The following is a 20,732-nucleotide window of genomic DNA, read 5'->3' as shown; positions in this document are numbered from 1 at the left end:
CATCCCGACGTCACACTGACGACATGGCCCCAGCCGACACTGGGGTCATGACGACAGCTCTGCATATCACCCTGATCACCGAAACCTTCCCACCGGAAATCAACGGCGTGGCCAATACCCTTGGTCGCTTGTGCGACGGTTTGCGCGCGCGCGGGCATCAAGTGGAACTGGTGCGGCCGCGTCAGGGCTGCGACCAGCAACTGGGCAGCGACGATGAATTGCTGCTGTGCCGCGGCTGGCCACTGCCGGGCTATCCCGGCCTGCAATGGGGTCAGTCGTCGATGCACAAGCTGCTGCGGCGCTGGACGCGTCACCGCCCGGATGTGCTCTACATCGCCACCGAGGGCCCGCTGGGTCTCTCTGCGTTGCGTGCGGCACGGCGACTGGGAATTTCCGTGGTCAGCGGTTTCCACACCAATTTCCAGCAGTACTCCAACCAGTACGGGCTTGGTTTGCTCACGCGCCTGCTGACTCACTACCTGCGCTGGTTCCACAACCGCTCGACCATGACCCTGGTGCCCAGCGTCAGCCAACGCATGGAACTTGAGCGGCGGCATTTCGAGCGCCTGGCGCTGCTGTCCCGAGGGGTCGACAGCGAATTGTTTCACCCGGCCAAACGCTTGAATGCCCTGCGCGAGCAATGGGGGCTGGCCGAGGCAGACATCGCCGTCATTCATGTCGGACGCCTGGCCCCGGAAAAAAACCTTGGCCTGCTCAAGCGCACCTTCAATACCCTCAAGGCGAGTTATCCCCAGCGCACGCTGAAACTGATCGTGGTCGGCGATGGCCCGCAGCGCCAGGAACTGGAAAACGAAATGCCCGAGGCGGTTTTCTGCGGCACCCAACGGGGTGAAGCCCTGGCGTGTCATTACGCGTCGGGCGACGTGTTTCTGTTCCCCAGTCTGACCGAAACCTTTGGCAATGTGGTGCTTGAAGCACTTGCCTCCGGGCTCGGCGTGGTGGCCTACGACCAGGCGGCGGCCGCCCAGCATATTCGTCATGGCTACAACGGCGTATTGGCGATGCCGGGGGATGAAGAAGCGTTCTGCGATGCAGCGGCATGGCTGCTGGAGGAAAGGGAAGCCTTGCGCAATGTCAGGCTCAATGCGCGCCAGCATGCCAGTCGCCAGGGTTGGGCGACGATTATCGAGCAGTTCGAGGGACAGTTGCGCGGGGCCTGTGCCGGGGAGATGGTGGTGCCGAATGCGCCGACTGTTCCCTGATTTTGCAGTGCTCTTTAGTCAGTCTTCGCGAGCAAGCCCGCTCCTACATTGGTTCTGTGTCGTACACAAATCCCCTGTGGGAGCGAGCTTGCTCGCGATGAGGCCTTCCCGGTCGCCGCTTAAACCAGCGTCATCAACGCCTCACGGCTGAACGGCAGAATGTCTTCCTCGCGGCCGTCACGCACTTTCTGCGCCCAGTCCGGGTCCACCAGCAAGGCACGACCGACCGCCACCAGGTCGAACTCATCGTTGTTCAGGCGCTCCAGCAGTTTTTCCAGGCTGGCCGGCTGTGCGACCTTGTCGGTATTGACCATGAACTGCAGGAACTCGCCGTCCAGGCCGACGCTGCCCACGGTGATGGTCGGCTTGCCGGTGAGTTGGCGGGTCCAGCCAGCCAGGTTCAGCTCGGAACCGTCGAACTCCGGCTCCCAGAAGCGGCGGGTCGAACAGTGGAAAATGTCCACGCCCGCGTCGGCCAACGGCTTGAGGAACTCGCCCAAGGCTTCAGGGGTTTGCACCAGACGTGCGGTGTAGTCCTGCTGCTTCCACTGGGAGAAACGGAAGATGATCGGGAAACCTTCACCGACCGCGGCACGCACGGCCTGAATCAATTCAATGGCGAAGCGCGAACGGTTGGCCAGGCTGCCGCCGTATTCGTCGGTACGCTGGTTGCTGCCTTCCCAGAAGAACTGGTCCACCAGATAACCGTGGGCACCGTGGATTTCCACGCCGTCCATACCGATGCTCTGGGCATCCCTGGCAGCCTGGGCGAACGCGGAGATCACGTCCTGGATATCCTGTTTGGTCATGCCGTGAACCACGACCTGGCCTTCCTTCACTTTTTCAGACGGACCATAACCCGGCACGCTGGCGTCCGGCTCGGTGCCGATACGGCGCACGCTGCCCACGTGCCACAACTGCGGAACAATCTTGCCGCCTTCGGCGTGAACGGCGTCGACGACTTTCTTCCAACCGGCCAGGGCTGCTTCGCCATAGAAATGCGGAACGTTCGGGTAGCCGTTGGAAGCCTTGTGACCGACGGTAGTGCCTTCGGTGATGATCAGGCCGACGCCGGCTGCGGCGCGGCGACGGTAGTACTCGATCACTTTGGAATTAGGCACGCCGCCTGGGGAAAAGGAGCGAGTCATCGGCGCCATGACGACGCGGGTCGGCAGTTCGAGGGTGCCGAGGTGGAACGGTTTGAACAGGGCTTTGACGGGCATGGGACGCTCCACAGGAATGACTTTATGACGGCGATAATATGGAGGTTCGCGCGTACTGAACAGCACTATTGATTTGGGTGATGTAGGAGCGAGCTTGCTCGCGATGGTGGTCAACGATAACGCTGGCGGTCTGATGCCCCGCGGTGTTGCTACAACCATCGCGAGCGAGCTCGCTCTTATAGGGGGGGATATCAGCTCAGGGCTTTTTCAATCGCGTGAACGATGGTCGGATCATCCGGCGCCGTGCGTGGCGAGAACCGAGCCAGCACACGCCCGTCCTTGCCCAGCAGGAACTTCTCGAAGTTCCAGGTGATGTCGCCGGGAAACTCCGCGCCCTCTCCCGCCAGCAGGCGATACAACTGATGACGTTCATGCCCGTTGACTTCCAGCTTGCTGGACAACGGAAAGGTCACGCCATAGTTGAGGCTGCAGAAATCCTTGATTTCCTGCTCGGTCCCCGGTTCCTGCCCGGCAAACTGGTTGCACGGCAAGCCCAGGACGCTGAAGCCCTTGGCCTTGAATTGCTGATGGAGGTTTTCCAGCGCCGCGTACTGCGGGGTCAGGCCGCATTTGGAGGCGACGTTGACCACCAATACGACTTGGCCTTTGAAAGGCGCCAGAGGTAGCTCCTGTCCATCCAGGGCTGTCAATTTAAGGTCGTGAAAAGCACTCATGGCGTACTCCAGATTCCCGTGTTCTTCTCGAAACAGCCACTTGGCGGTGTCATCAGGGACGGCCGCAGACTAAAAAGGCGCCCACAAGGCGCCTCTCCAGTTATCTGAGCTTAGCGCAGAAATCAGTGGTGATGGCCACCTTCGCCATGGACGTGACCATGAGCGATTTCTTCCTGGCTGGCGTCACGGATGGCAACGATCTTGACCTGGAAATTCAGGCGCTGACCGGCCAACGGGTGGTTGCCGTCAACGGTGACGTCGTCGCCGTCCAGATCACGGATGGTCACGATCTGCATCTGGCCGTCCGGAGCGGAAGCGTGGAACTGCATGCCCACTTCCAGCTCGTCGACGCCTTCGAACATGCTGCGGCTCAGGGTGCTGACCAGTTCGGCGGCGTATTCGCCGTAAGCGTCTTCCGGTTCAACGGCTACGGTCAGCTCGTCGCCGACAGCCTTGCCTTCCAGAGCCTTTTCCAAGCCCGGGATGATGTTGCCTGCACCTTGCAGGTAGACCAGCGGCGCGCCGCCGGCGGAGCTGTCGATGACCTCACCAGCGTCGTTGGTCAGGGTATAGTCGATGGAGACAGCCTTATTGGCGGCGATCAGCATGGGGCGAGACCTTTTGCATAGGAAAATTGAAAGGCCAAGTTTAGCGAAGCAATCGTCCGAAAGCGAACACAACCCGGACAGACGGGATTCGACGATCACAGGCTTCCATCAGGACGAGGACGGACACTGGGTGGCCGAGCTTTCCTGCGGCCACACCCAGCACCTGCGGCACCAGCCCCCCTGGCAATCCCGCGCCTGGGTCATGGACCCTGTGCAACGCCTTGAAAAAATAGGCCAGCCCTTTGCTTGCGGTTGGTGCGCACAGGGCTCGGTTAGCGATAACCTTGGCGACTGAATTTCGGTAGATCGTCAGATATAGATGATCACCTTTGCCATGCTCCTTCAGAGAATCCGCATGCAAACTTTTTTTATCGCACCCACCGATTTTGGTGTGGGTCTGACCTCCATCAGCCTCGGGCTGGTGCGCACCCTTGAGCGGGCCGGGCTCAAGGTCGGTTTTTTCAAACCGATTGCCCAGCCGCATCCGGGCGACACGGGCCCGGAACGCTCCACCGAACTGGTGGCGCGTACCCACGGCTTGAAACCGCCGCAGCCTCTGGGCCTGGCCCATGTCGAGCGCATGCTCGGCGACGGCCAGCTCGATGAGTTGCTCGAAGAAATCATCACCCTTTATCAGCAGGCTGCCATCGGCAAGGACGTGCTGATCGTCGAAGGCATGGTGCCGACCCGCAGCGCCAGTTATGCCGCGCGGGTCAACCTGCACCTGGCCAAGAGCCTCGATGCCGAGGTGATCCTGGTCTCGGCACCGGAAAACGAAGTGCTGATCGAGCTCTCCGGTCGCGTCGAGTTGCAGGCGCAGTTGTTCGGCGGCCCGAAAGACCCGAAAGTCCTCGGTGTGATCCTCAACAAGGTCAAGACCGAAGAAAGCATGGAGGCCTTCGCCACGCGCCTGAAAGAGCATTCGCCGTTGCTGCGCAGCGGTGATTTCCGCTTGCTCGGCTGCATTCCGTTCCAGCCGGAACTGAACGCCCCGCGCACCCGCGACGTCGCCGACCTGATGGGCGCGCAAGTGCTCAACGCCGGTGATTACGAAACCCGGCGCATGACCAAGATCATCATTTGCGCCCGCACCATGCGCAACACCGTGGAGTTGCTCAAGCCCGGCGTGCTGGTGGTGACCCCCGGCGACCGCGACGACATCATCCTCGCCGTCAGCCTCGCGGCCTTGAACGGCGTGCCGCTCGCCGGCCTGCTGCTGACCAGCGACACCCTGCCCGACCCACGCATCATGGACCTGTGCCGTGGCGCCCTGCAGGCTGGTTTGCCGGTGCTGTCGGTGAGTACCGGCTCCTACGACACCGCCAACCTGCTCAATGGCCTGAACAAGGAAATCCCCATCGATGACCGCGAGCGCGCCGAAATCATCACCGATTTCATCGCCGGCCATCTCGATGCCAACTGGCTGCACCAGCGCTGCGGTACGCCACGGGAAATGCGCCTGTCGCCAGCGGTTTTCCGCTATCAATTGATCCAGCGCGCCCAGGCGGCCAACAAGCGCATCGTACTGCCCGAAGGCAGCGAGCCGCTGACCGTGCAGGCCGCCGCGATCTGCCAGGCCCGTGGCATCGCTCGCTGTGTGTTGCTGGCCAAGCCCGAGGACGTGCAGGCCGTCGCCCGTGCCCAGGGCATCGAGCTGCCACCGGGCCTGGAAATCATTGATCCGGACTCGATCCGCGAACGCTATGTCGAGCCGATGGTCGCGCTGCGCAAAAGCAAAAGCCTCAATGCGCCGATGGCCGAGCAACAACTGGAAGACACCGTGGTGATCGGCACCATGATGCTGGCCCTGGATGAAGTCGACGGCCTCGTATCGGGCGTGATCAACACCACCGCCAACACCATCCGCCCGGCCCTGCAGCTGATTAAAACCGCGCCAGGCTGCACCCTGGTGTCGTCGGTGTTCTTCATGCTGTTTCCGGAAGAGGTGCTGGTCTACGGCGACTGCGTGATGAACCCGCACCCGAGCGCCAGTGAACTGGCCGAGATCGCCCTGCAAAGCGCTGATTCGGCCGCCGCGTTCGGCATCACGCCACGGGTGGCGATGATCAGCTACTCCAGCGGCGAGTCGGCCAGCGGTGAAGAAGTCGAGAAGGTCCGCGAAGCAACCCTGCTCGCCCACGAACAACAGCACTCGCTGCTGATCGACGGCCCCTTGCAGTACGACGCCGCCGCCAACGAAAGCGTGGCCCGGCAACTGGCGCCGAACAGTCAGGTGGCCGGTCGTGCCACGGTTTACGTATTCCCCGACCTCAACACCGGCAATACCACGCACAAGGCCGTACAGCGCAGCGCCGACTGCGTCAGCCTCGGGCCGATGCTGCAAGGCCTGCGCAAACCGGTGAACGATTTGCCGCGCGGCGCGCAGGTCGATGACATCGTCTACACCATCGCCCTGACCGCGATTCAAGCCGCCAACCGACCTATGGATGTGTAAATGCTGGATTTCTTACCTGCTGCGCTGCGGGGCGTGATCGCCTCGCTGCTGTTGGCATTGAACACGATTCTGCTCTGCTCGTTCCTGTTCTGCGTGGCACTCGTCAAGGTATTGCCGTTCGCCCTCACCCAGCGCCTCGCGGGCTGGCTGATGAGCCATACCCACGAAGCCTGGATCAGCATCAACAAAGGCTGGATGAACCTGGTGCGCCGCACACGCTGGCACGTCAGCGGCCTGCAAGGCCTCGACTATCAGCATTCGTACCTGATCACCAGCAACCACCAGAGCTGGGTCGACATCCTGGTGCTGCAATACGTGCTAAACCGGCGCATTCAGCCGCTGAAGTTCTTTCTCAAGCAGGAGCTGATCTGGGTTCCGGTGATCGGTCTGGCCTGGTGGGCGCTGGGCTTTCCGTTCATGAAGCGTTACTCCAAGGCCTATCTGGAAAAGCACCCGGAGAAGAAAGGCAAGGACCTGGAAACCACCCGTAAGACCTGTGCGAAATTCCGCGACAACCCGGTGGGCATTTTCAACTTCGTCGAAGGCACGCGCTTCACCGAGGGCAAGCACAAGCAACAGCAGTCACCCTTCAAGTACCTGCTCAAGGCCAAGGCCGGCGGCATTGCCTTTGTGCTGGATGCGATGGGTGAGCAGCTTGAATCCCTCGTCAACGTGACCATCCACTACCCCGCCGGGCGCCCGGGTTTCTGGGATTTGCTGTGCGGGAACGTTGCGGACGTGGTGGTGCACTTTGAGGAGCTGAAGATCCCGCCGCAGTTCATCGGCAAGAACTACGACCAGGATGGTGAGTACCGCCTGCAGTTTCAGGGCTGGATCAATCAGTTGTGGCAGGACAAGGATGCGTTGCTGGACCAGATGCACCACGAATTCCCAGACCGCCGCTGAACCAATGTGGGAGCGGGCTTGCTCGCGAATACGGACTGACATTCAACATGGATGCTGACTGATCCACCGCTTTCGCGAGCAAGCCCGCTCCCACATTTGACCGAGTTGACCAAAAAAAACCCGCCGATGATCACTCATCGGCGGGTTTCTTTTTTCTGGCTAAGGCTTAGATCGCGCCACGCTCACGCAGCAGACCCAGCACTTGCTTGACGCCTTCCTCCAGCGACACGGACTGGGTGTCGATCACCAGGTCGGCATCCAGCGGCACATCGTACGGGAAGGACTCGCCCGGGATGTTATCCCCGGCCGCCGCGTACAAACCTTGCGGATCACGCTCGGCGCAGACCGTTGGCGAAGCCTGGACGTAGACCGTCAGCAGACGCTCCTTGCCGATCAGTTCCCGGGCCTGTTCGCGCCCTTCGGCACTAGGGGCAACGAACGCAGCGAGGGTCAGCAGGCCAGCCTCGTTGAACTGACGCGCCACGTGCGCGGCACGACGCCAGTTCTCGGTACGCCCGGCGCGATCCTGTGGCAGACCTTTGTTCAGGTCGTGACGCAGGTTCTGGCCATCGAGCACGAACACCGCACGGCCCATGTCGAACAGCTTGCGTTCAACCGCATACGCCAGGGTGCTTTTGCCTGCGCCCGACAAGCCGCTGAACAACACGGTGGCCGGTTGCTGGCCGAAGCGCTGTGCGCGTTCTTCGGTGGCAACGTGGGCCAGTTTGCCGTGGTGCGTGCTGGTGCCATGGGCCAAAGGCTGGGCGACGATCATGCCCGCGCCAACGGTGCCGTTGGTCAAGCGGTCGATGATGATGAAGGCGCCGGTGGTGCGGTTGCTGTCGTAACCGTCAAGGGCAATCGGCGCATCGAGCGCGATCTTGACCTTGCCGATTTCGTTCAGCTGCAACGCGCTGGCCGGACCTTCTTCCAGGGTGTTCACGTCGACCTTGTTGACGATGCTGGCGATGGAGCCCGGCACGTAACTGGTGGCGCGTTTGATGTCGTACTTCTTGCCCGGCAGCATCGGTTCCTCAGCCATCCACACCAGCATCGCTTCGAAGCTGTCGGTGACTGGTGGCACGTTGTCGGCATGCACCAACAGGTCGCCACGGGAAATATCGATTTCGTCTTCCATGGTCAGCGTTACAGCCTGACCAGGACCTGCGTGCTCCAGCTCACCTTCGAAGGTGACGATGGATTTCACGCGGCTGCTCTTGCCCGACGGCAGGACCACGACTTCGTCGCCTTTCTTGACGATGCCGCTGGCCAGGGTGCCGGCGAAGCCACGGAAGTTCAGGTTCGGACGGTTGACGTACTGCACCGGGAAACGCAGGTCGGTGAAGTTGCGATCGCCCGCCACTTCCACGGTCTCGAGGATCTCCATCAGCGACTGGCCGGTGTACCACGGAGAGCGCTCGGATTTGTTCACCACGTTGTCGCCTTTCAGCGCAGACATCGGCACGAAGTGCATCGTGGTGGGCTTCATCTTCAAGCCTTCGGCGAACTGCAGGTAGTCGGCCTTGATCGACTCGAACACACCCTGGTCGAAGTCCTTGAGGTCCATCTTGTTGATGGCCACGACTATGTGCTTGATGCCCAGCAACGAGGCGATGAAGCTGTGGCGACGGGTCTGGGTCTGCACGCCGTAACGGGCGTCGACCAGGATGATCGCCAGGTCACAGGTGGAGGCACCGGTGGCCATGTTGCGGGTGTACTGCTCGTGGCCTGGGGTGTCGGCGATGATGAATTTGCGCTTGGCGGTGGAGAAGTAGCGGTACGCGACATCGATGGTGATGCCTTGTTCACGCTCGGCCTGCAGGCCGTCGACCAGCAGCGCCAGGTCGATGTCTTCGCCGGTGGTGCCGACTTTTTTCGAATCGCGGGTAATGGCTTCCAGGTGATCTTCGTAGATCATCTTGGAGTCGTGCAGCAGGCGCCCGATCAGGGTGCTCTTGCCGTCGTCGACGTTACCGCAGGTCAGAAAGCGCAGCAGCTCTTTACGTTCGTGCTGGCCCAGGTAGGCGAGGATGTCCTCGCTGATCAAATCAGATGCGTGCGACATGACAACCCCTTAGAAATAACCCTGACGTTTTTTGTCTTCCATCGAGCCTGCGCCATCGTGGTCGATGACACGGCCCTGGCGCTCGGAAGTTCGCGTCAGGAGCATTTCCTGAATGATGTCCGTGAGGCTTTCGGCCTCGGACTCCACCGCGCCCGTCAACGGGTAGCAACCAAGGGTACGGAAACGCACTTTCTTTTTGACGATGCGCGCTTTGTCTTCGTCGCTCAGGTGTTCGAGGATGCGCTCGTCGTCGATCATGATCAGCGTGCCGTTCTTCTCGATGACTTCACGCTCGGCGGCGAAATACAGCGGAACGATCGGAATGCCTTCCAGGTAGATGTACTGCCAGATGTCCAGCTCGGTCCAGTTCGACAGCGGGAAGACGCGGATCGACTCGCCCTTGTTGACCTTGCCGTTGTAGACGTTCCACAGCTCGGGGCGCTGGTTTTTCGGATCCCAGCGGTGCTTGCTGTCGCGGAACGAGTACACGCGCTCTTTGGCGCGGGATTTCTCTTCATCGCGACGGGCGCCGCCGAATGCTGCGTCGAAACCATACTTGTCGAGTGCCTGCTTGAGGCCCTCGGTCTTCATGATGTCGGTGTGCTTGGCGCTGCCGTGGGTGAACGGGTTGATGTCCTGCGCCACGCCGTCCGGGTTGACGTGGGTGATCAGGTCGAGGCCCAGCTCGGCGACCATCTTGTCGCGGAAGCTGTACATCTCCTTGAATTTCCAGCGAGTGTCGACGTGCATCACCGGAAACGGCAGCTTGCCCGGGAAGAACGCCTTGCGTGCCAGATGCAGCATCACGGCGGAGTCTTTACCGATGGAGTACAGCATCACCGGGTTATCGAACTCGGCGGCCACCTCGCGGATGATGTGGATGCTTTCCGCCTCCAGCTGTTTCAGATGCGTCAGTTTGTCGACCATGGCTACTCACGAAAACTTTCTTATGAACGGCCACCGGGCCGTGTTCGAGCGGGGATCCTAGCACAGCGCCCCCTTCTAATCAGGACGCCAACTAGATCGAAAGAGCATATGAATATGCCTGCCCGTTTGGGCAGAACGGCGCTCTGTAGGAGCGAGCCTGCTCGCGATGGGCGTCAACGATAACGCTGGGAGTCTGACACCCCGCGGTGTTCTCGGGTACATCGCGAGCAAGGCTCGCTCCTACAGGGATAGCGTTTCGTCAGATCGGATTCGGGCAATCGATGAAGATGTGCTCCAGCGCAAACCGACGGGCCAGATAATCCCCCAGCGCCTGAACGCCGTAGCGCTCGGTCGCATGGTGACCGGCGGCGATGAAGCTGATGTCGTTTTCCCTGGCGCTGTGGAAGGTTTGCTCGGAAGCCTCACCGCTGAGGTACAGATCGACACCCGCCAGAATGGCTTGATCGATGTAACCCTGGCCACCACCGGTGCACCAGCCGACGCGGCGGATCATGGCGCTGCCTTCGATCAACAGTGGCTCACGCCCCATCACTTCCTGGACGCGGCGGGCGAAATCCCGGGGCATCATTGGCTCGTTCAGCGAGCCGACCAGGCCGACAATCTTCAGGTTGTCCGGATCCAGCGGTCCTTCGACGGTGATGTCGAGCTGTCGCGCGAGCTGCGCGTTATTACCGACGTCCGGGTGCAGGTCCAGCGGCAGGTGATAGGACAACAGGCTGATATCGTGCTTGAGCAGGGTCTTCAAGCGACGCTGCTTCATGCCGGTGATGCACGGGTTTTCACCCTTCCAGAAGTAGCCATGATGCACCAGCACCAGGTCTGCGTTGGCCTCCACGGCCGCATCGAGCAGGGCCTGGCTGGCGGTGACGCCACTGACAATGCGCATCACTTGTGGCCGCCCCTCGACCTGCAGGCCGTTGGGGCAATAATCGGCGATTTTGGCGCTGTTGAGGTAGCGGTCAGCTTCTTCGACCAGGGTGCTCAGGGCGACGGCCATAAAAGACTCCTAAATATCCCGTTCAGAGGCGCGCGCGGCCTCGTATAATGCGCGTCATTATGAGCGGTCTCAGACCGCCTGCAACTCTCTCAGGAACTGCTTAATGCTCAAGGCGCTGCGTTTTTCCGGCTGGCCGCTGTTGGCCGGCGTGCTTGTCGCTCTTTTGATAATCCAGCGTTACCCGCAGTGGGTCGGGCTCCCGAGCCTCGACGTCAATCTGCAACAAGCGCCGCAAACCACCAGCATGCAGCAGGGTCCGGTGTCTTATGCCGAAGCGGTATCCACCGCCGCGCCATCGGTGGTGAACCTGTACACCACCAAAGTCATCAACAAACCCAACCATCCGCTGTTCGAAGATCCGCAGTTTCGTCGCTTCTTCGGCGATAACTCGCCCAAGCAGAAACGCATGGAGTCGAGCCTCGGTTCCGGCGTGATCATGAGCCCGGAAGGCTACATCCTGACCAACAACCACGTGACCAGCGGTGCCGACCAGATCGTGGTGGCGCTCAAGGACGGCCGGGAAACCCTGGCGCGAGTGATCGGCAGCGACCCGGAGACTGACCTCGCGGTTCTGAAAATCGACTTGAAAAACTTGCCGGCGATCACCGTGGGGCGTTCCGACAACATCCGCATCGGCGATGTCGCGCTGGCCATCGGCAACCCGTTCGGCGTCGGCCAGACCGTAACCATGGGCATCATCAGCGCCACCGGGCGCAATCAATTGGGCCTGAACAACTACGAAGACTTCATCCAGACAGATGCGGCGATCAACCCGGGCAACTCAGGCGGTGCGCTGGTGGATGCCATCGGCAACCTGACCGGTATCAACACGGCGATCTTTTCCAAGTCCGGGGGCTCCCAGGGCATTGGGTTCGCAATCCCCGTGAAGCTGGCGATGGAAGTGATGAAGTCGATCATCGAGCACGGCCAGGTGATTCGTGGCTGGCTGGGTATCGAGGTGCAGCCGCTGACCCAGGAACTGGCCGAGTCGTTCGGCTTGTCCGGTCGCCCAGGCATTGTCGTGGCGGGAATTTTCCGCGATGGCCCGGCACAGAAGGCCGGTCTGCAACTGGGTGATGTGATTCTTGCCATCGATGGCGAACCGGCCGGTGATGGCCGTCGCTCGATGAATCAGGTAGCGCGGATCAAGCCGACCGACAAGGTCGCGATCGAGGTGATGCGCAACGGCAAGGAGCTCAAGCTGATGGCTGAAATCGGCCTGCGTCCGCCGCCGGCTCCGATCAAGGAAAAAGAAGAAGAGTAAGCGGACAACCCAAAAACCTGTGGGAGCGAGCTTGCTCCGGGCGGCGCTCCGACGATGAGGCAATAACATTCAACATACTCGTTGACTGTAAATCCGCTATCGCGAGCAAGCTCGCTCCCACAGGTTCGGGGGTTGGTTTAGAGATCGCCTAAACCGTCGATCAGCGCCTGATTCTGCTCTGGCGTGCCAATGGAGATCCGCAGGAACTGGGCAATCCGCTCCTGCTTGAAGTGCCGAACGATCACGCCTTGCTCGCGCAGCTTCGCCGCAAGCCCCGCCGCATCGTGCCGGGGGTGACGGGCAAAAATGAAGTTCGCCGCCGATGGCAGCACTTCAAAACCCTTCTCCTCCAGCTGTGCAACGACCTTCTCGCGATTCTCGATCACCAACCGGCAGGTCTTGTCGAAATACTCGCGATCCTCGAACGCGGCGGCAGCGCCGACATTCGCCATGCGATCCAGCGGATAGGAGTTGAAGCTGTTCTTGATCCGCTCCAGCGCCTCGATCAGGTCCGGATGGCCGACCGCCAATCCAACCCGCAGGCCCGCCAGGGAACGGGACTTGGACAGGGTCTGGGTCACCAGCAGGTTCGGATAACGGTCCACTAGGGTGATTGCCGTCTCGCCACCGAAGTCGATGTAGGCCTCGTCGACCACCACCACCGAATCCGGGCTTGCCTTGAGAATCTGCTCGACCGCTTCCAGCGCCAACAGGCAGCCGGTCGGCGCGTTCGGGTTGGGGAAGATGATCCCGCCGTTCGGCCTGGCATAGTCCGCCGGGTTGATCTGGAACTGCTCGTCCAGCGGCACCGCGTCGAACTTGATGCCGTACAAACCGCAGTAGACCGGGTAGAAGCTGTAGCTGATGTCCGGGAACAACAGCGGCTGATCGTGCTGCAGCAAACCGTGGAAGATGTGCGCCAGCACTTCATCGGAACCGTTGCCGAGGAACACTTGATTGCTTTGCACACCGTAGTACCTGGCGACCGCGTTCTTCAGCAGATCGCTGTTCGGGTCCGGGTACAGACGCAGGTTGTCGTTCAGTTCGGTTTGCATCGCGGCCAAGGCTTTGGGCGATGGACCGTACGGATTTTCATTGGTGTTGAGCTTCACCAGTTTTGCCAGCTTCGGCTGCTCGCCCGGGACGTAAGGCACCAGATTCTTGACGAACGGGCTCCAGAATTTACTCATGTTCAGTTCCCCTGCCCTTGTGGAAAGTCTTCGTCGACGATGCGGTACTCGGCGCTACGCGCGTGGGCGGTCAGCGATTCGCCACGGGCCAGCACGGAAGCGGTTTTGCCCAACTCGGAAGCGCCCTGCTCGGAACAGAAGATGATCGACGAGCGTTTCTGGAAGTCGTACACACCCAGCGGCGAGGAGAAACGCGCGGTGCCGGAGGTCGGCAACACGTGGTTGGGACCTGCGCAGTAGTCGCCCAAGGCTTCAGAGGTGTGGCGGCCCATGAAGATCGCGCCGGCGTGGCGGATCTGCGGCAGCCAGGCTTGTGGATCGGCAACGGACAATTCGAGGTGCTCCGGCGCGATGCGGTTGGCCACTTCGATGGCTTGCTCCATGTCGCGCACCTTGATCAGTGCACCACGGCCATTGATCGAGGTTTCGATGATCGCGGCGCGCTCCATGGTCGGCATCAGCTTGGCGATGCTGGCGGCGACCTTGTCGAGGAATTCGGCGTCGGGGCTGACCAGAATCGCCTGGGCGTCTTCGTCGTGCTCGGCCTGGGAGAACAGGTCCATGGCGATCCAGTCCGGATCGGTCTGGCCGTCGCACACCACGAGGATCTCGGAGGGACCGGCGATCATGTCGATTCCGACCTGGCCGAACACGTGGCGCTTGGCGGTGGCGACATAGATGTTGCCCGGGCCGACCACTTTATCGACCTTCGGCACGCTTTCGGTGCCGTAAGCCAATGCGGCAACGGCTTGAGCACCACCGATGGTGAACACACGGTCGACGCCGGCGATGCAGGCAGCGGCCAGCACCAGTTCATTGATTTCACCGCGCGGGGTCGGTACGACCATGACCACTTCGGTGACGCCGGCGACCTTGGCCGGAATCGCGTTCATCAACACCGACGACGGGTACGACGCCTTACCACCGGGTACGTACAGGCCGGCACGGTCCAGCGGCGTGACTTTCTGGCCCAGCACGGTGCCGTCGGCCTCGGTGTAGCTCCAGGAGTCCTGCTTCTGTTTTTCGTGGTAGCTGCGCACACGGGCGGCGGCGACTTCCAGCGCTTCGCGCTGAGCCACGGTAATGCGCGTCAGTGCCAATTCCAGACGCTCACGCGGCAGGATCAGGTCGGCCATGGACTTCACGTCCAGGCCGTCGAACTGGCGGGTAAAGTCCACCAGTGCTGCGTCACCACGTTCACGCACAGCCTTGATGATGTCCAGCACCCGCTGATTGACCGAGTCGTCAGACACACTTTCCCAGCTCAGCAGATGATCCAGATGATGCGCGAAATCCGGGTCAGCAGCGTTGAGTCGGCGAATTGCAGTCGGTGCGGTCATAGCGAGAGCCTCATAGGAATGGCAAAAACTCAGGCGCCCGAAGCTAGCACTCCATCCGCTTGGGCACCTGAGAATTCTGGCTATGAGGCGGATAGACGGGCGCGACTTAACGTCGCGCAGGTGAATCAGCCGCGGTGTCGAGACTCCACTGCCTTGCGCAGGGTGTCGATCAACGCCTGGATACGGGCGTGCTGCATCTTCATCGAAGCTTTGTTGACGATCAGCCGGGAGCTGATGGCAGCAATGAAATCCTGTGGCTCCAGACCGTTGGCCCGCAGCGTGTTACCCGTGTCGACCACGTCGATGATCTTGTCCGCCAGGCCGATCAGCGGCGCCAGCTCCATCGAACCGTAGAGCTTGATGATGTCGACCTGACGGCCCTGCTCGGCGTAGTAGCGCTTGGCAACGTTGACGAACTTGGTGGCGATACGCAGGCGGCCCTTGGGCTCGACCGCGCCGACCTTGCCGGCGGTCATCAGCTTGCACTGGGCAATTTGCAGGTCCAGCGGCTCGTACAGGCCCTGGCCGCCGTACTCCATCAGCACATCTTTACCGGCGACACCGAGGTCGGCGGCACCATGCTCGACGTAAGTCGGCACATCGGTGGCACGCACGATCAGCAGGCGTACATCTTCCTGGGTCGTGGGAATGATCAGCTTGCGGCTCTTGTCCGGATTCTCGGTCGGCACGATGCCCGCTTCAGCCAGAAGCGGCAGGGTGTCGTCAAGGATGCGGCCCTTGGACAGTGCGATGGTCAACATGGGAAACGTCAGTCCTTATCAAGGTACTCATGCCCGGTCGCAAATGGCGCCGGACACACATCGAGCCGAAAACGGCTCGACTTCAACAAATCAACGGGCATGTCCTTATGCCCATACAGCAGGGACTAGCCCGGAACGCGACGGATCTTGGCGCCCAGCATCTGCAGTTTTTCTTCGATGCACTCGTAGCCACGGTCTATGTGGTAGATGCGGTCGATCAGCGTGTCGCCTTCGGCGATCAGGGCCGAGATCACCAGGCTGGCCGAAGCACGCAGGTCGGTCGCCATTACTGGCGCGCCCTTGAGCTTTTCGGTGCCGGTGACGATGGCGGTGTTGCCTTCGACCTGGATCTTGGCGCCCATGCGGTGCAGCTCGTAGACGTGCATGAAGCGGTTTTCGAAGATCGTCTCGATCACAGCGCCGGTGCCTTCGGCAATGGCGTTGAGGGAGATGAACTGCGCCTGCATGTCGGTCGGGAACGCCGGGTACGGAGCGGTCCGCACGTTGACGGCTTTCGGACGCTTACCGTGCATGTTCAGCTCGATCCAGTCTTCGCCACAGGTGATTTCGGCACCGGACTCACGGAGTTTTTCCAGAACGGCTTCGAGGATGGTCGGATCCGTATCCTTGACCTTCACACGACCACCGGTCACCGCCGCCGCCACCAGATAGGTGCCGGTTTCGATGCGGTCAGGCATTACTTTATAAGTGGTGGTGTGCAGACGCTCGACGCCATCGATGGTGATGGTATCGGTACCGGCGCCGGAAACCTTGGCGCCCATGGCGTTCAGGAAGTTCGCCAGGTCGACCACTTCAGGCTCGCGAGCGGCGTTTTGCAAGACGCTACGGCCCTTGGCCAAGGCTGCGGCCATCATGATGTTTTCGGTACCGGTCACACTGACGGTATCGAAGAAGAAGTGCGCACCGCGCAGGCCGCCTTCAGGCGCCTTGGCCTTGATGTAGCCGCCTTCGACGTCGATGACGGCGCCCATGGCTTCCAGGCCACGGATGTGCAGGTCAACCGGACGCGAACCGATAGCGCAACCGCCAGGCAAGGCGACTTCGGCTTCACCGAAACGAGCAACCATCGGACCGAGCACCAGAATCGACGCACGCATGGTTTTAACCAGTTCGTAAGGTGCGACCAGGGTCTTGATGGTGCGCGGGTCGATTTCGACGGCCAGCTTCTCGTCGATCACAGGTTCGATACCCATGCGCCCGAACAGCTCGATCATGGTGGTGATGTCGTGCAGGTGCGGCAGGTTGGCCACAGTCACCGGGCCATCGCACAGCAGGGTAGCCGCCAGGATCGGCAGGGCAGAGTTCTTTGCCCCGGAGATGCGGATCTCGCCGTCAAGACGAGCACCGCCAGTAATAATCAATTTATCCATAAGAATCTCGACGCCCTTGGGCTCAGGTGCGCTCGGCCCAGGCCGCGCTGCTGAAAAATTTCATAGTGACCGCATGGATGCTGCCATCGGTGATCCATGGGTTCAAATGGGCATAGACCTGCTGCTGACGCTTGACCGGGCTCAACGCCGCCAGTTCATCGCTAATCACGTTCAGCTGGAAATTGCAGCCTTCGCCCTCGACTTCTACTTTCGTTCCGGGCAGCTTTCCTTCAAGAAAGCTCTTAACTTCGTTGGCCTGCATGCTCAACCTCAATCGGCGCCCTGTGCGCGCGGGTCGGACATCATACAAAAAAGCCCCGCGCCTGCGAACCCCGCCAAGCAGGACTCAGACGGGGGGCTTCTTCATAGATGCGGGTTAGGGACGCGCCAACAGCTCGGTCAACTCGCTGACCTGAGCGATTTCACGCATGTCTTCCGGCATCCCACGGATGCTCAGGGCCTTGCCGGCCTCCTGCGCATCACGGATAAAGCACAGCAGCAACGACAAACCGACACTGCTGGACTTGGTTACCGCCGAGCAATCGACCACCAGCGCTGCAGCGTTGCTGGCCTTGATCAGCGCCTTGCCCTGCTCGCGCAGGCCAGGGCCGGTGCGGTAATCCAGCACGCCACTGAGTCGCAGCTCGCCCGCTTCGTCCATCTGGACTGCCGACTCACTCATTGGGCTGACTGCTCTGGTTTCTTGTCGGTGGCTTCCTTGGCCTTGGCGACTTCCCCGGCCCAACTATTGATGGTCTTGTCCAGGTCGTTGCCATTGCGCTGCATCGCATCGGCGAACTGATCGCGGAACAGCTTGCCGATATTGATGCCATTGATGATGACGTTGCGCAGTTTCCACTCGCCGTTGATCTTTTCCAGCGTGTAGGACACTGGATAGATCGAGCCGCTGCTGCCTTTGACAGTCATGCCTACACTGGTACGGTCGCCCGACTCGTCTTTGGCCGGTTCAACGGTGATGCCCTGGTTGTTGTACTCCAGCAAGGCATTGCCATAGAACTGGAACAGACCCTTCTTGAAGTTTTCTTCGAAGGTCTTCATCTGTGCAGGCGTAGCTTTACGCGAGTACTTGACCGTCATGATGCTCTTGGAAATACCCTCGGCATCCACGACCGGCCCGACGATGGTGTTCAGCGCCGCATAAAAGTCTTGCGGATCCTGCTTGTACTTCTCTTTGTTTGCCGCCAGGTCCGCGAGCATACGGTTGGTTGTGTCCTGCACCAGATCGTGCGCCGAAGTCGCCGCTACGGCGTGGGACACCAACGGAAACACCGCGAGCATTACCAACAGGCCACGTCGCAAGATAGAGATCATTTAACAGTTCCTCATTTAGCTTCTTTGCTAACGGTATTGAGCAGGAATTTACCGATCAGGTCTTCGAGCACCAGCGATGACTGCGTGTCATGGATGGTTCCACCATCCTTGAGCAGGGTGTCTTCCCCGCCCACGCTGATACCGATGTACTTCTCGCCCAACAGGCCAGCAGTCAGGATAGATGCAGTGGAGTCCGCCGGCAGATTATCGATGCGTTTTTCCAGCTGCATGGTCACCCGACCGGTGAAACTGTCGCGATCCAGATCGATGGCCGTGACCTTGCCGATGGTCACACCGGCCATGGTCACCTTTGCTCTGACCGTCAAACCGGCGATATTGTCGAAGTAGGCGTAAAGTTTATACGTGTCGGTGCTCGGAGTCGGAGACAGGCCGCTGACCCGCAACGCCAACAAGAGCAAAGCCAGGATGCCAGCCAGCAAGAAAAGGCCGACACCGATTTCCAGGGTGCGGTTTTGCATCAGAAATCTCCAAACATCAAGGCGGTCAGAATAAAGTCCAGGCCGAGTACTGCCAACGAGGCATATACAACGGTCTTGGTAGTGGCACGACTGATCCCCTCGGAAGTGGGTTCGCAGTCATAGCCTTGGAATACGGCGATCCAGGTCACGACAAAGGCAAAGACGATACTTTTGATGATCCCGTTGAGCACATCGTCGGCGAACGTCACGCTGTTCTGCATGTTCGACCAGTAGGAGCCCTCATAGACCCCCAGCCAGTCGACCGCTACCCACGAGCCACCCCAGATACCCACCACGCTGAAAATCATCGCCAGCACCGGCAGGGAAATGAAACCGGCCCACAGGCGTGGCGCGATGATGTACTTGAGCGGGTCGACCCCGATCATTTCCAGGCTGGACAACTGCTCGGTGGACTTCATGTTGCCGATTTCGGCGGTCAACGCCGAACCTGCGCGCCCGGCGAACAGCAAGGCGGTCACCACCGGCCCCAGCTCACGCAGCAGCGTCAGCGCCACCATCTGCCCGACAGCCTGCTCTGAACCATAGCTGGAAAGAATGTTGAAGCCCTGCAGCGCCAGCACCATGCCGATGAACACCCCGGAGACCACGATGATCACCAGGGACATCACGCCCACCGAATGCAACTGCTTGACCAGCAGCCCGAAGCCGCCACCGATACCGCCCCGGCCGAGCAAGGCATGGAACAGGAACAGGCTCGAACGCCCGAACACCGCCAGCACATCGATGCCGGCCTGGCCGAAGCGGCGAACGCGCTCCATCAATGAAATTCTGCGCATCAGCGCTTCCCCAGAAGATCTGCGCGGTAATCCGTCGCTGGAAAGTGGTACGGAACCGGGCCATCGGGTTCGCCGGTCATGAACTGACGAATGCGCGGTTCATCCGAATTCATCAACTCGTCCGGCGTCCCCTGCCCCAACACCTGACCATCGCCCACCACATAAATGTAATCGGCAATGCTCGCGGTCTCGGCCAGGTCGTGGGATACCACGATGCTGGTGATGCCCAGCGCATCGTTGAGCAACCGGATGAGGCGCACCAGAACGCCCATTGCGATGGGGTCCTGGCCGACAAAGGGCTCGTCGTACATGAGGATCTGCGGGTCGAGCGCAATCGCCCGGGCCAGCGCAACACGGCGCTTCATGCCGCCGGAAAGCTCATCGGGCATCAGCTCGATGGCACCGCGCAAGCCCACGGCCTGCAATTTGAGCAGGACAATGTCGCGGATCATTTCATCCGGCAGTTGGGTATGAACACGCAACGGAAAAGCGACGTTCTCGAAGACATCGAGGTCGGTAAACAGCGCGCCGCTCTGAAACAGCACGCCCATATGCTTGCGCGCGTCGAACAGGTCACTGCGCGACAGTTTTGGCAGGTTCTGACCGTTGACCCAGACTTCGCCCTTGGTGGGCCGCAACTGGGCGCCCATCAGACGCAAGAGCGTGGTCTTGCCACACCCGGAAGGCCCCATGATGCCGGTGACCTTGCCGCGCGGGATACGGATATCGACATTATTGAAAATGCTGCGCGCACCGCGCTTGAAGGACAGTCCCTTCAGCTCGACCGCGTAGGCGTTATCGGCACTCATCTAAACTCCTTGCGATGCAGCCTCTCACTCGGACGCCTGGCTTTCTGACAAAAGCACATACCTCCCGGGCAGGCCGAACTGGCGGCGAACTATATCACTGCAACGGCTGCGCGCCCAAGGCCAAAGCCAGGTCATGTTCAACTGCATGACAGGTTGAAGGCCCCGTTTAGAAGGTTTCCGGCAACAAGGATGGCAATGCGCGACGAACTAGCGTGAGGGTTTCGATCATAACCGTTATAATCGCCGCCTTTTCATCAGGCTATACGATTT

The 20,732-nt window shown here is 60.6% G+C and carries 21 protein-coding genes; 5 read left to right on the top strand and 16 right to left on the bottom strand.

Annotation, left to right across the window (positions count from 1 at the left end; all coding sequences use genetic code 11):
- The first annotated feature begins 23 nt into the window (after positions 1–23).
- Positions 24–1,223: a glycosyltransferase family 4 protein gene (locus tag KGB20_RS23785; RefSeq protein WP_150812798.1), complete on the top strand. Its 1,200-nt coding sequence runs from the start codon at positions 24–26 to the stop codon at positions 1,221–1,223.
- A gap of 119 nt (positions 1,224–1,342) precedes the next feature.
- On the opposite strand, the gene KGB20_RS23780 is transcribed toward KGB20_RS23785, so the two are convergent.
- From KGB20_RS23780 to KGB20_RS23770, 3 genes are all read right to left on the bottom strand, one after another.
- On the bottom strand, positions 1,343–2,446 hold the full coding sequence (locus tag KGB20_RS23780; protein ID WP_154910432.1) for an NADH:flavin oxidoreductase: 1,104 nt from the start codon (positions 2,444–2,446) through the stop codon (positions 1,343–1,345).
- 191 nt (positions 2,447–2,637) lie between these two features.
- A complete protein-coding gene (locus KGB20_RS23775) occupies positions 2,638–3,120 on the bottom strand; it encodes a glutathione peroxidase (RefSeq protein ID WP_150812800.1) in 483 nt (160 codons plus the stop codon).
- A gap of 122 nt (positions 3,121–3,242) precedes the next feature.
- Positions 3,243–3,728, bottom strand: a complete 486-nt coding sequence (locus tag KGB20_RS23770) for a peptidylprolyl isomerase (RefSeq protein WP_007942189.1) — start codon at positions 3,726–3,728, stop codon at positions 3,243–3,245.
- On the opposite strand from KGB20_RS23770, the gene KGB20_RS23765 reads away from it, so the two are divergent.
- From KGB20_RS23765 to KGB20_RS23755, 3 genes are read left to right on the top strand one after another with little or no spacing between them, the layout of a single operon-like run.
- Positions 3,697–4,023, top strand: coding sequence for a DUF3565 domain-containing protein (locus KGB20_RS23765; RefSeq protein ID WP_057716672.1), 327 nt, complete (start codon positions 3,697–3,699; stop codon positions 4,021–4,023). The genes KGB20_RS23770 and KGB20_RS23765 overlap by 32 nt on opposite strands.
- A 60-nt stretch (positions 4,024–4,083) precedes the next feature.
- Positions 4,084–6,183, top strand: a complete 2,100-nt coding sequence (pta, locus tag KGB20_RS23760; protein ID WP_154861596.1) for a phosphate acetyltransferase — start codon at positions 4,084–4,086, stop codon at positions 6,181–6,183.
- Complete coding sequence (locus tag KGB20_RS23755) at positions 6,184–7,089, top strand: acyltransferase (RefSeq protein WP_150812802.1); 906 nt, start codon at positions 6,184–6,186, stop codon at positions 7,087–7,089.
- 166 nt (positions 7,090–7,255) lie between these two features.
- Here KGB20_RS23755 and cysN read toward each other — a convergent pair whose 3' ends face one another.
- The 3 genes from cysN to KGB20_RS23740 all read right to left on the bottom strand — a co-directional run bounded on the left by cysN (position 7,256) and on the right by KGB20_RS23740 (position 11,099).
- Positions 7,256–9,154: a sulfate adenylyltransferase subunit CysN gene (gene cysN, locus KGB20_RS23750; protein WP_102669094.1), complete on the bottom strand. Its 1,899-nt coding sequence runs from the start codon at positions 9,152–9,154 to the stop codon at positions 7,256–7,258.
- Between the two features lie 9 nt (positions 9,155–9,163).
- Positions 9,164–10,081, bottom strand: a complete 918-nt coding sequence (gene cysD, locus KGB20_RS23745) for a sulfate adenylyltransferase subunit CysD (RefSeq protein ID WP_008046199.1) — start codon at positions 10,079–10,081, stop codon at positions 9,164–9,166.
- A 259-nt stretch (positions 10,082–10,340) separates the two neighbouring features.
- Positions 10,341–11,099 (bottom strand): Nif3-like dinuclear metal center hexameric protein, encoded by a 759-nt coding sequence (locus tag KGB20_RS23740; RefSeq protein ID WP_102669093.1) that lies wholly within the window; start codon positions 11,097–11,099, stop codon positions 10,341–10,343.
- 103 nt (positions 11,100–11,202) lie between these two features.
- Between KGB20_RS23740 and algW the strand changes: the two genes are divergently transcribed.
- Complete coding sequence (gene algW / locus KGB20_RS23735) at positions 11,203–12,363, top strand: Do family serine endopeptidase AlgW (protein WP_150812803.1); 1,161 nt, start codon at positions 11,203–11,205, stop codon at positions 12,361–12,363.
- Positions 12,364–12,500: 137 nt separating this feature from the next.
- Here the strand turns inward: algW and hisC are convergent, their stop codons facing one another.
- From hisC to KGB20_RS23685, 10 genes are all read right to left on the bottom strand, one after another.
- On the bottom strand, positions 12,501–13,553 hold the full coding sequence (gene hisC / locus KGB20_RS23730; RefSeq protein ID WP_154861588.1) for a histidinol-phosphate transaminase: 1,053 nt from the start codon (positions 13,551–13,553) through the stop codon (positions 12,501–12,503).
- A gap of 2 nt (positions 13,554–13,555) precedes the next feature.
- Positions 13,556–14,893 carry a histidinol dehydrogenase gene (hisD, locus tag KGB20_RS23725; RefSeq protein WP_057716412.1) on the bottom strand — a complete coding sequence of 446 codons (1,338 nt, stop codon included), beginning with the start codon at positions 14,891–14,893 and terminating at the stop codon, positions 13,556–13,558.
- A gap of 125 nt (positions 14,894–15,018) precedes the next feature.
- A complete protein-coding gene (gene hisG / locus KGB20_RS23720; protein ID WP_008018703.1) occupies positions 15,019–15,654 on the bottom strand; it encodes an ATP phosphoribosyltransferase in 636 nt (211 codons plus the stop codon).
- 125 nt (positions 15,655–15,779) lie between these two features.
- Positions 15,780–17,045, bottom strand: a complete 1,266-nt coding sequence (murA, locus tag KGB20_RS23715; protein ID WP_056728381.1) for a UDP-N-acetylglucosamine 1-carboxyvinyltransferase — start codon at positions 17,043–17,045, stop codon at positions 15,780–15,782.
- A gap of 22 nt (positions 17,046–17,067) precedes the next feature.
- The gene (locus KGB20_RS23710) at positions 17,068–17,307 is read right to left on the bottom strand and encodes a BolA family protein (protein ID WP_020796650.1); all 240 of its coding nucleotides are present in this window, start codon (positions 17,305–17,307) and stop codon (positions 17,068–17,070) included.
- 114 nt (positions 17,308–17,421) lie between these two features.
- On the bottom strand, positions 17,422–17,727 hold the full coding sequence (locus KGB20_RS23705; RefSeq protein WP_057716413.1) for a lipid asymmetry maintenance protein MlaB: 306 nt from the start codon (positions 17,725–17,727) through the stop codon (positions 17,422–17,424).
- Entirely contained in the window at positions 17,724–18,377 is a 654-nt protein-coding gene (locus tag KGB20_RS23700; protein WP_150812804.1) for a phospholipid-binding protein MlaC, read from the bottom strand. Before KGB20_RS23700 ends, KGB20_RS23705 begins: the two co-directional genes overlap by 4 nt.
- An 11-nt stretch (positions 18,378–18,388) precedes the next feature.
- A complete protein-coding gene (gene mlaD / locus KGB20_RS23695; RefSeq protein ID WP_007970271.1) occupies positions 18,389–18,856 on the bottom strand; it encodes an outer membrane lipid asymmetry maintenance protein MlaD in 468 nt (155 codons plus the stop codon).
- On the bottom strand, positions 18,856–19,653 hold the full coding sequence (mlaE, locus tag KGB20_RS23690) for a lipid asymmetry maintenance ABC transporter permease subunit MlaE (protein ID WP_057716415.1): 798 nt from the start codon (positions 19,651–19,653) through the stop codon (positions 18,856–18,858). The genes mlaD and mlaE overlap by 1 nt, the downstream gene beginning before the upstream one ends.
- Positions 19,653–20,462 (bottom strand): ATP-binding cassette domain-containing protein, encoded by an 810-nt coding sequence (locus tag KGB20_RS23685; RefSeq protein WP_007986707.1) that lies wholly within the window; start codon positions 20,460–20,462, stop codon positions 19,653–19,655. The genes mlaE and KGB20_RS23685 overlap by 1 nt, the downstream gene beginning before the upstream one ends.
- Positions 20,463–20,732 lie beyond the last annotated feature (270 nt).

Origin of the sequence: Pseudomonas sp. BF-R-30, from assembly GCF_019956175.1 — a bacterium.
GTDB lineage: Bacteria > Pseudomonadota > Gammaproteobacteria > Pseudomonadales > Pseudomonadaceae > Aquipseudomonas > Aquipseudomonas jessenii.
The sequence above is the reverse complement of the archived record's forward strand: the minus strand, read 5'-3'. Positions and strand labels throughout refer to the sequence as shown.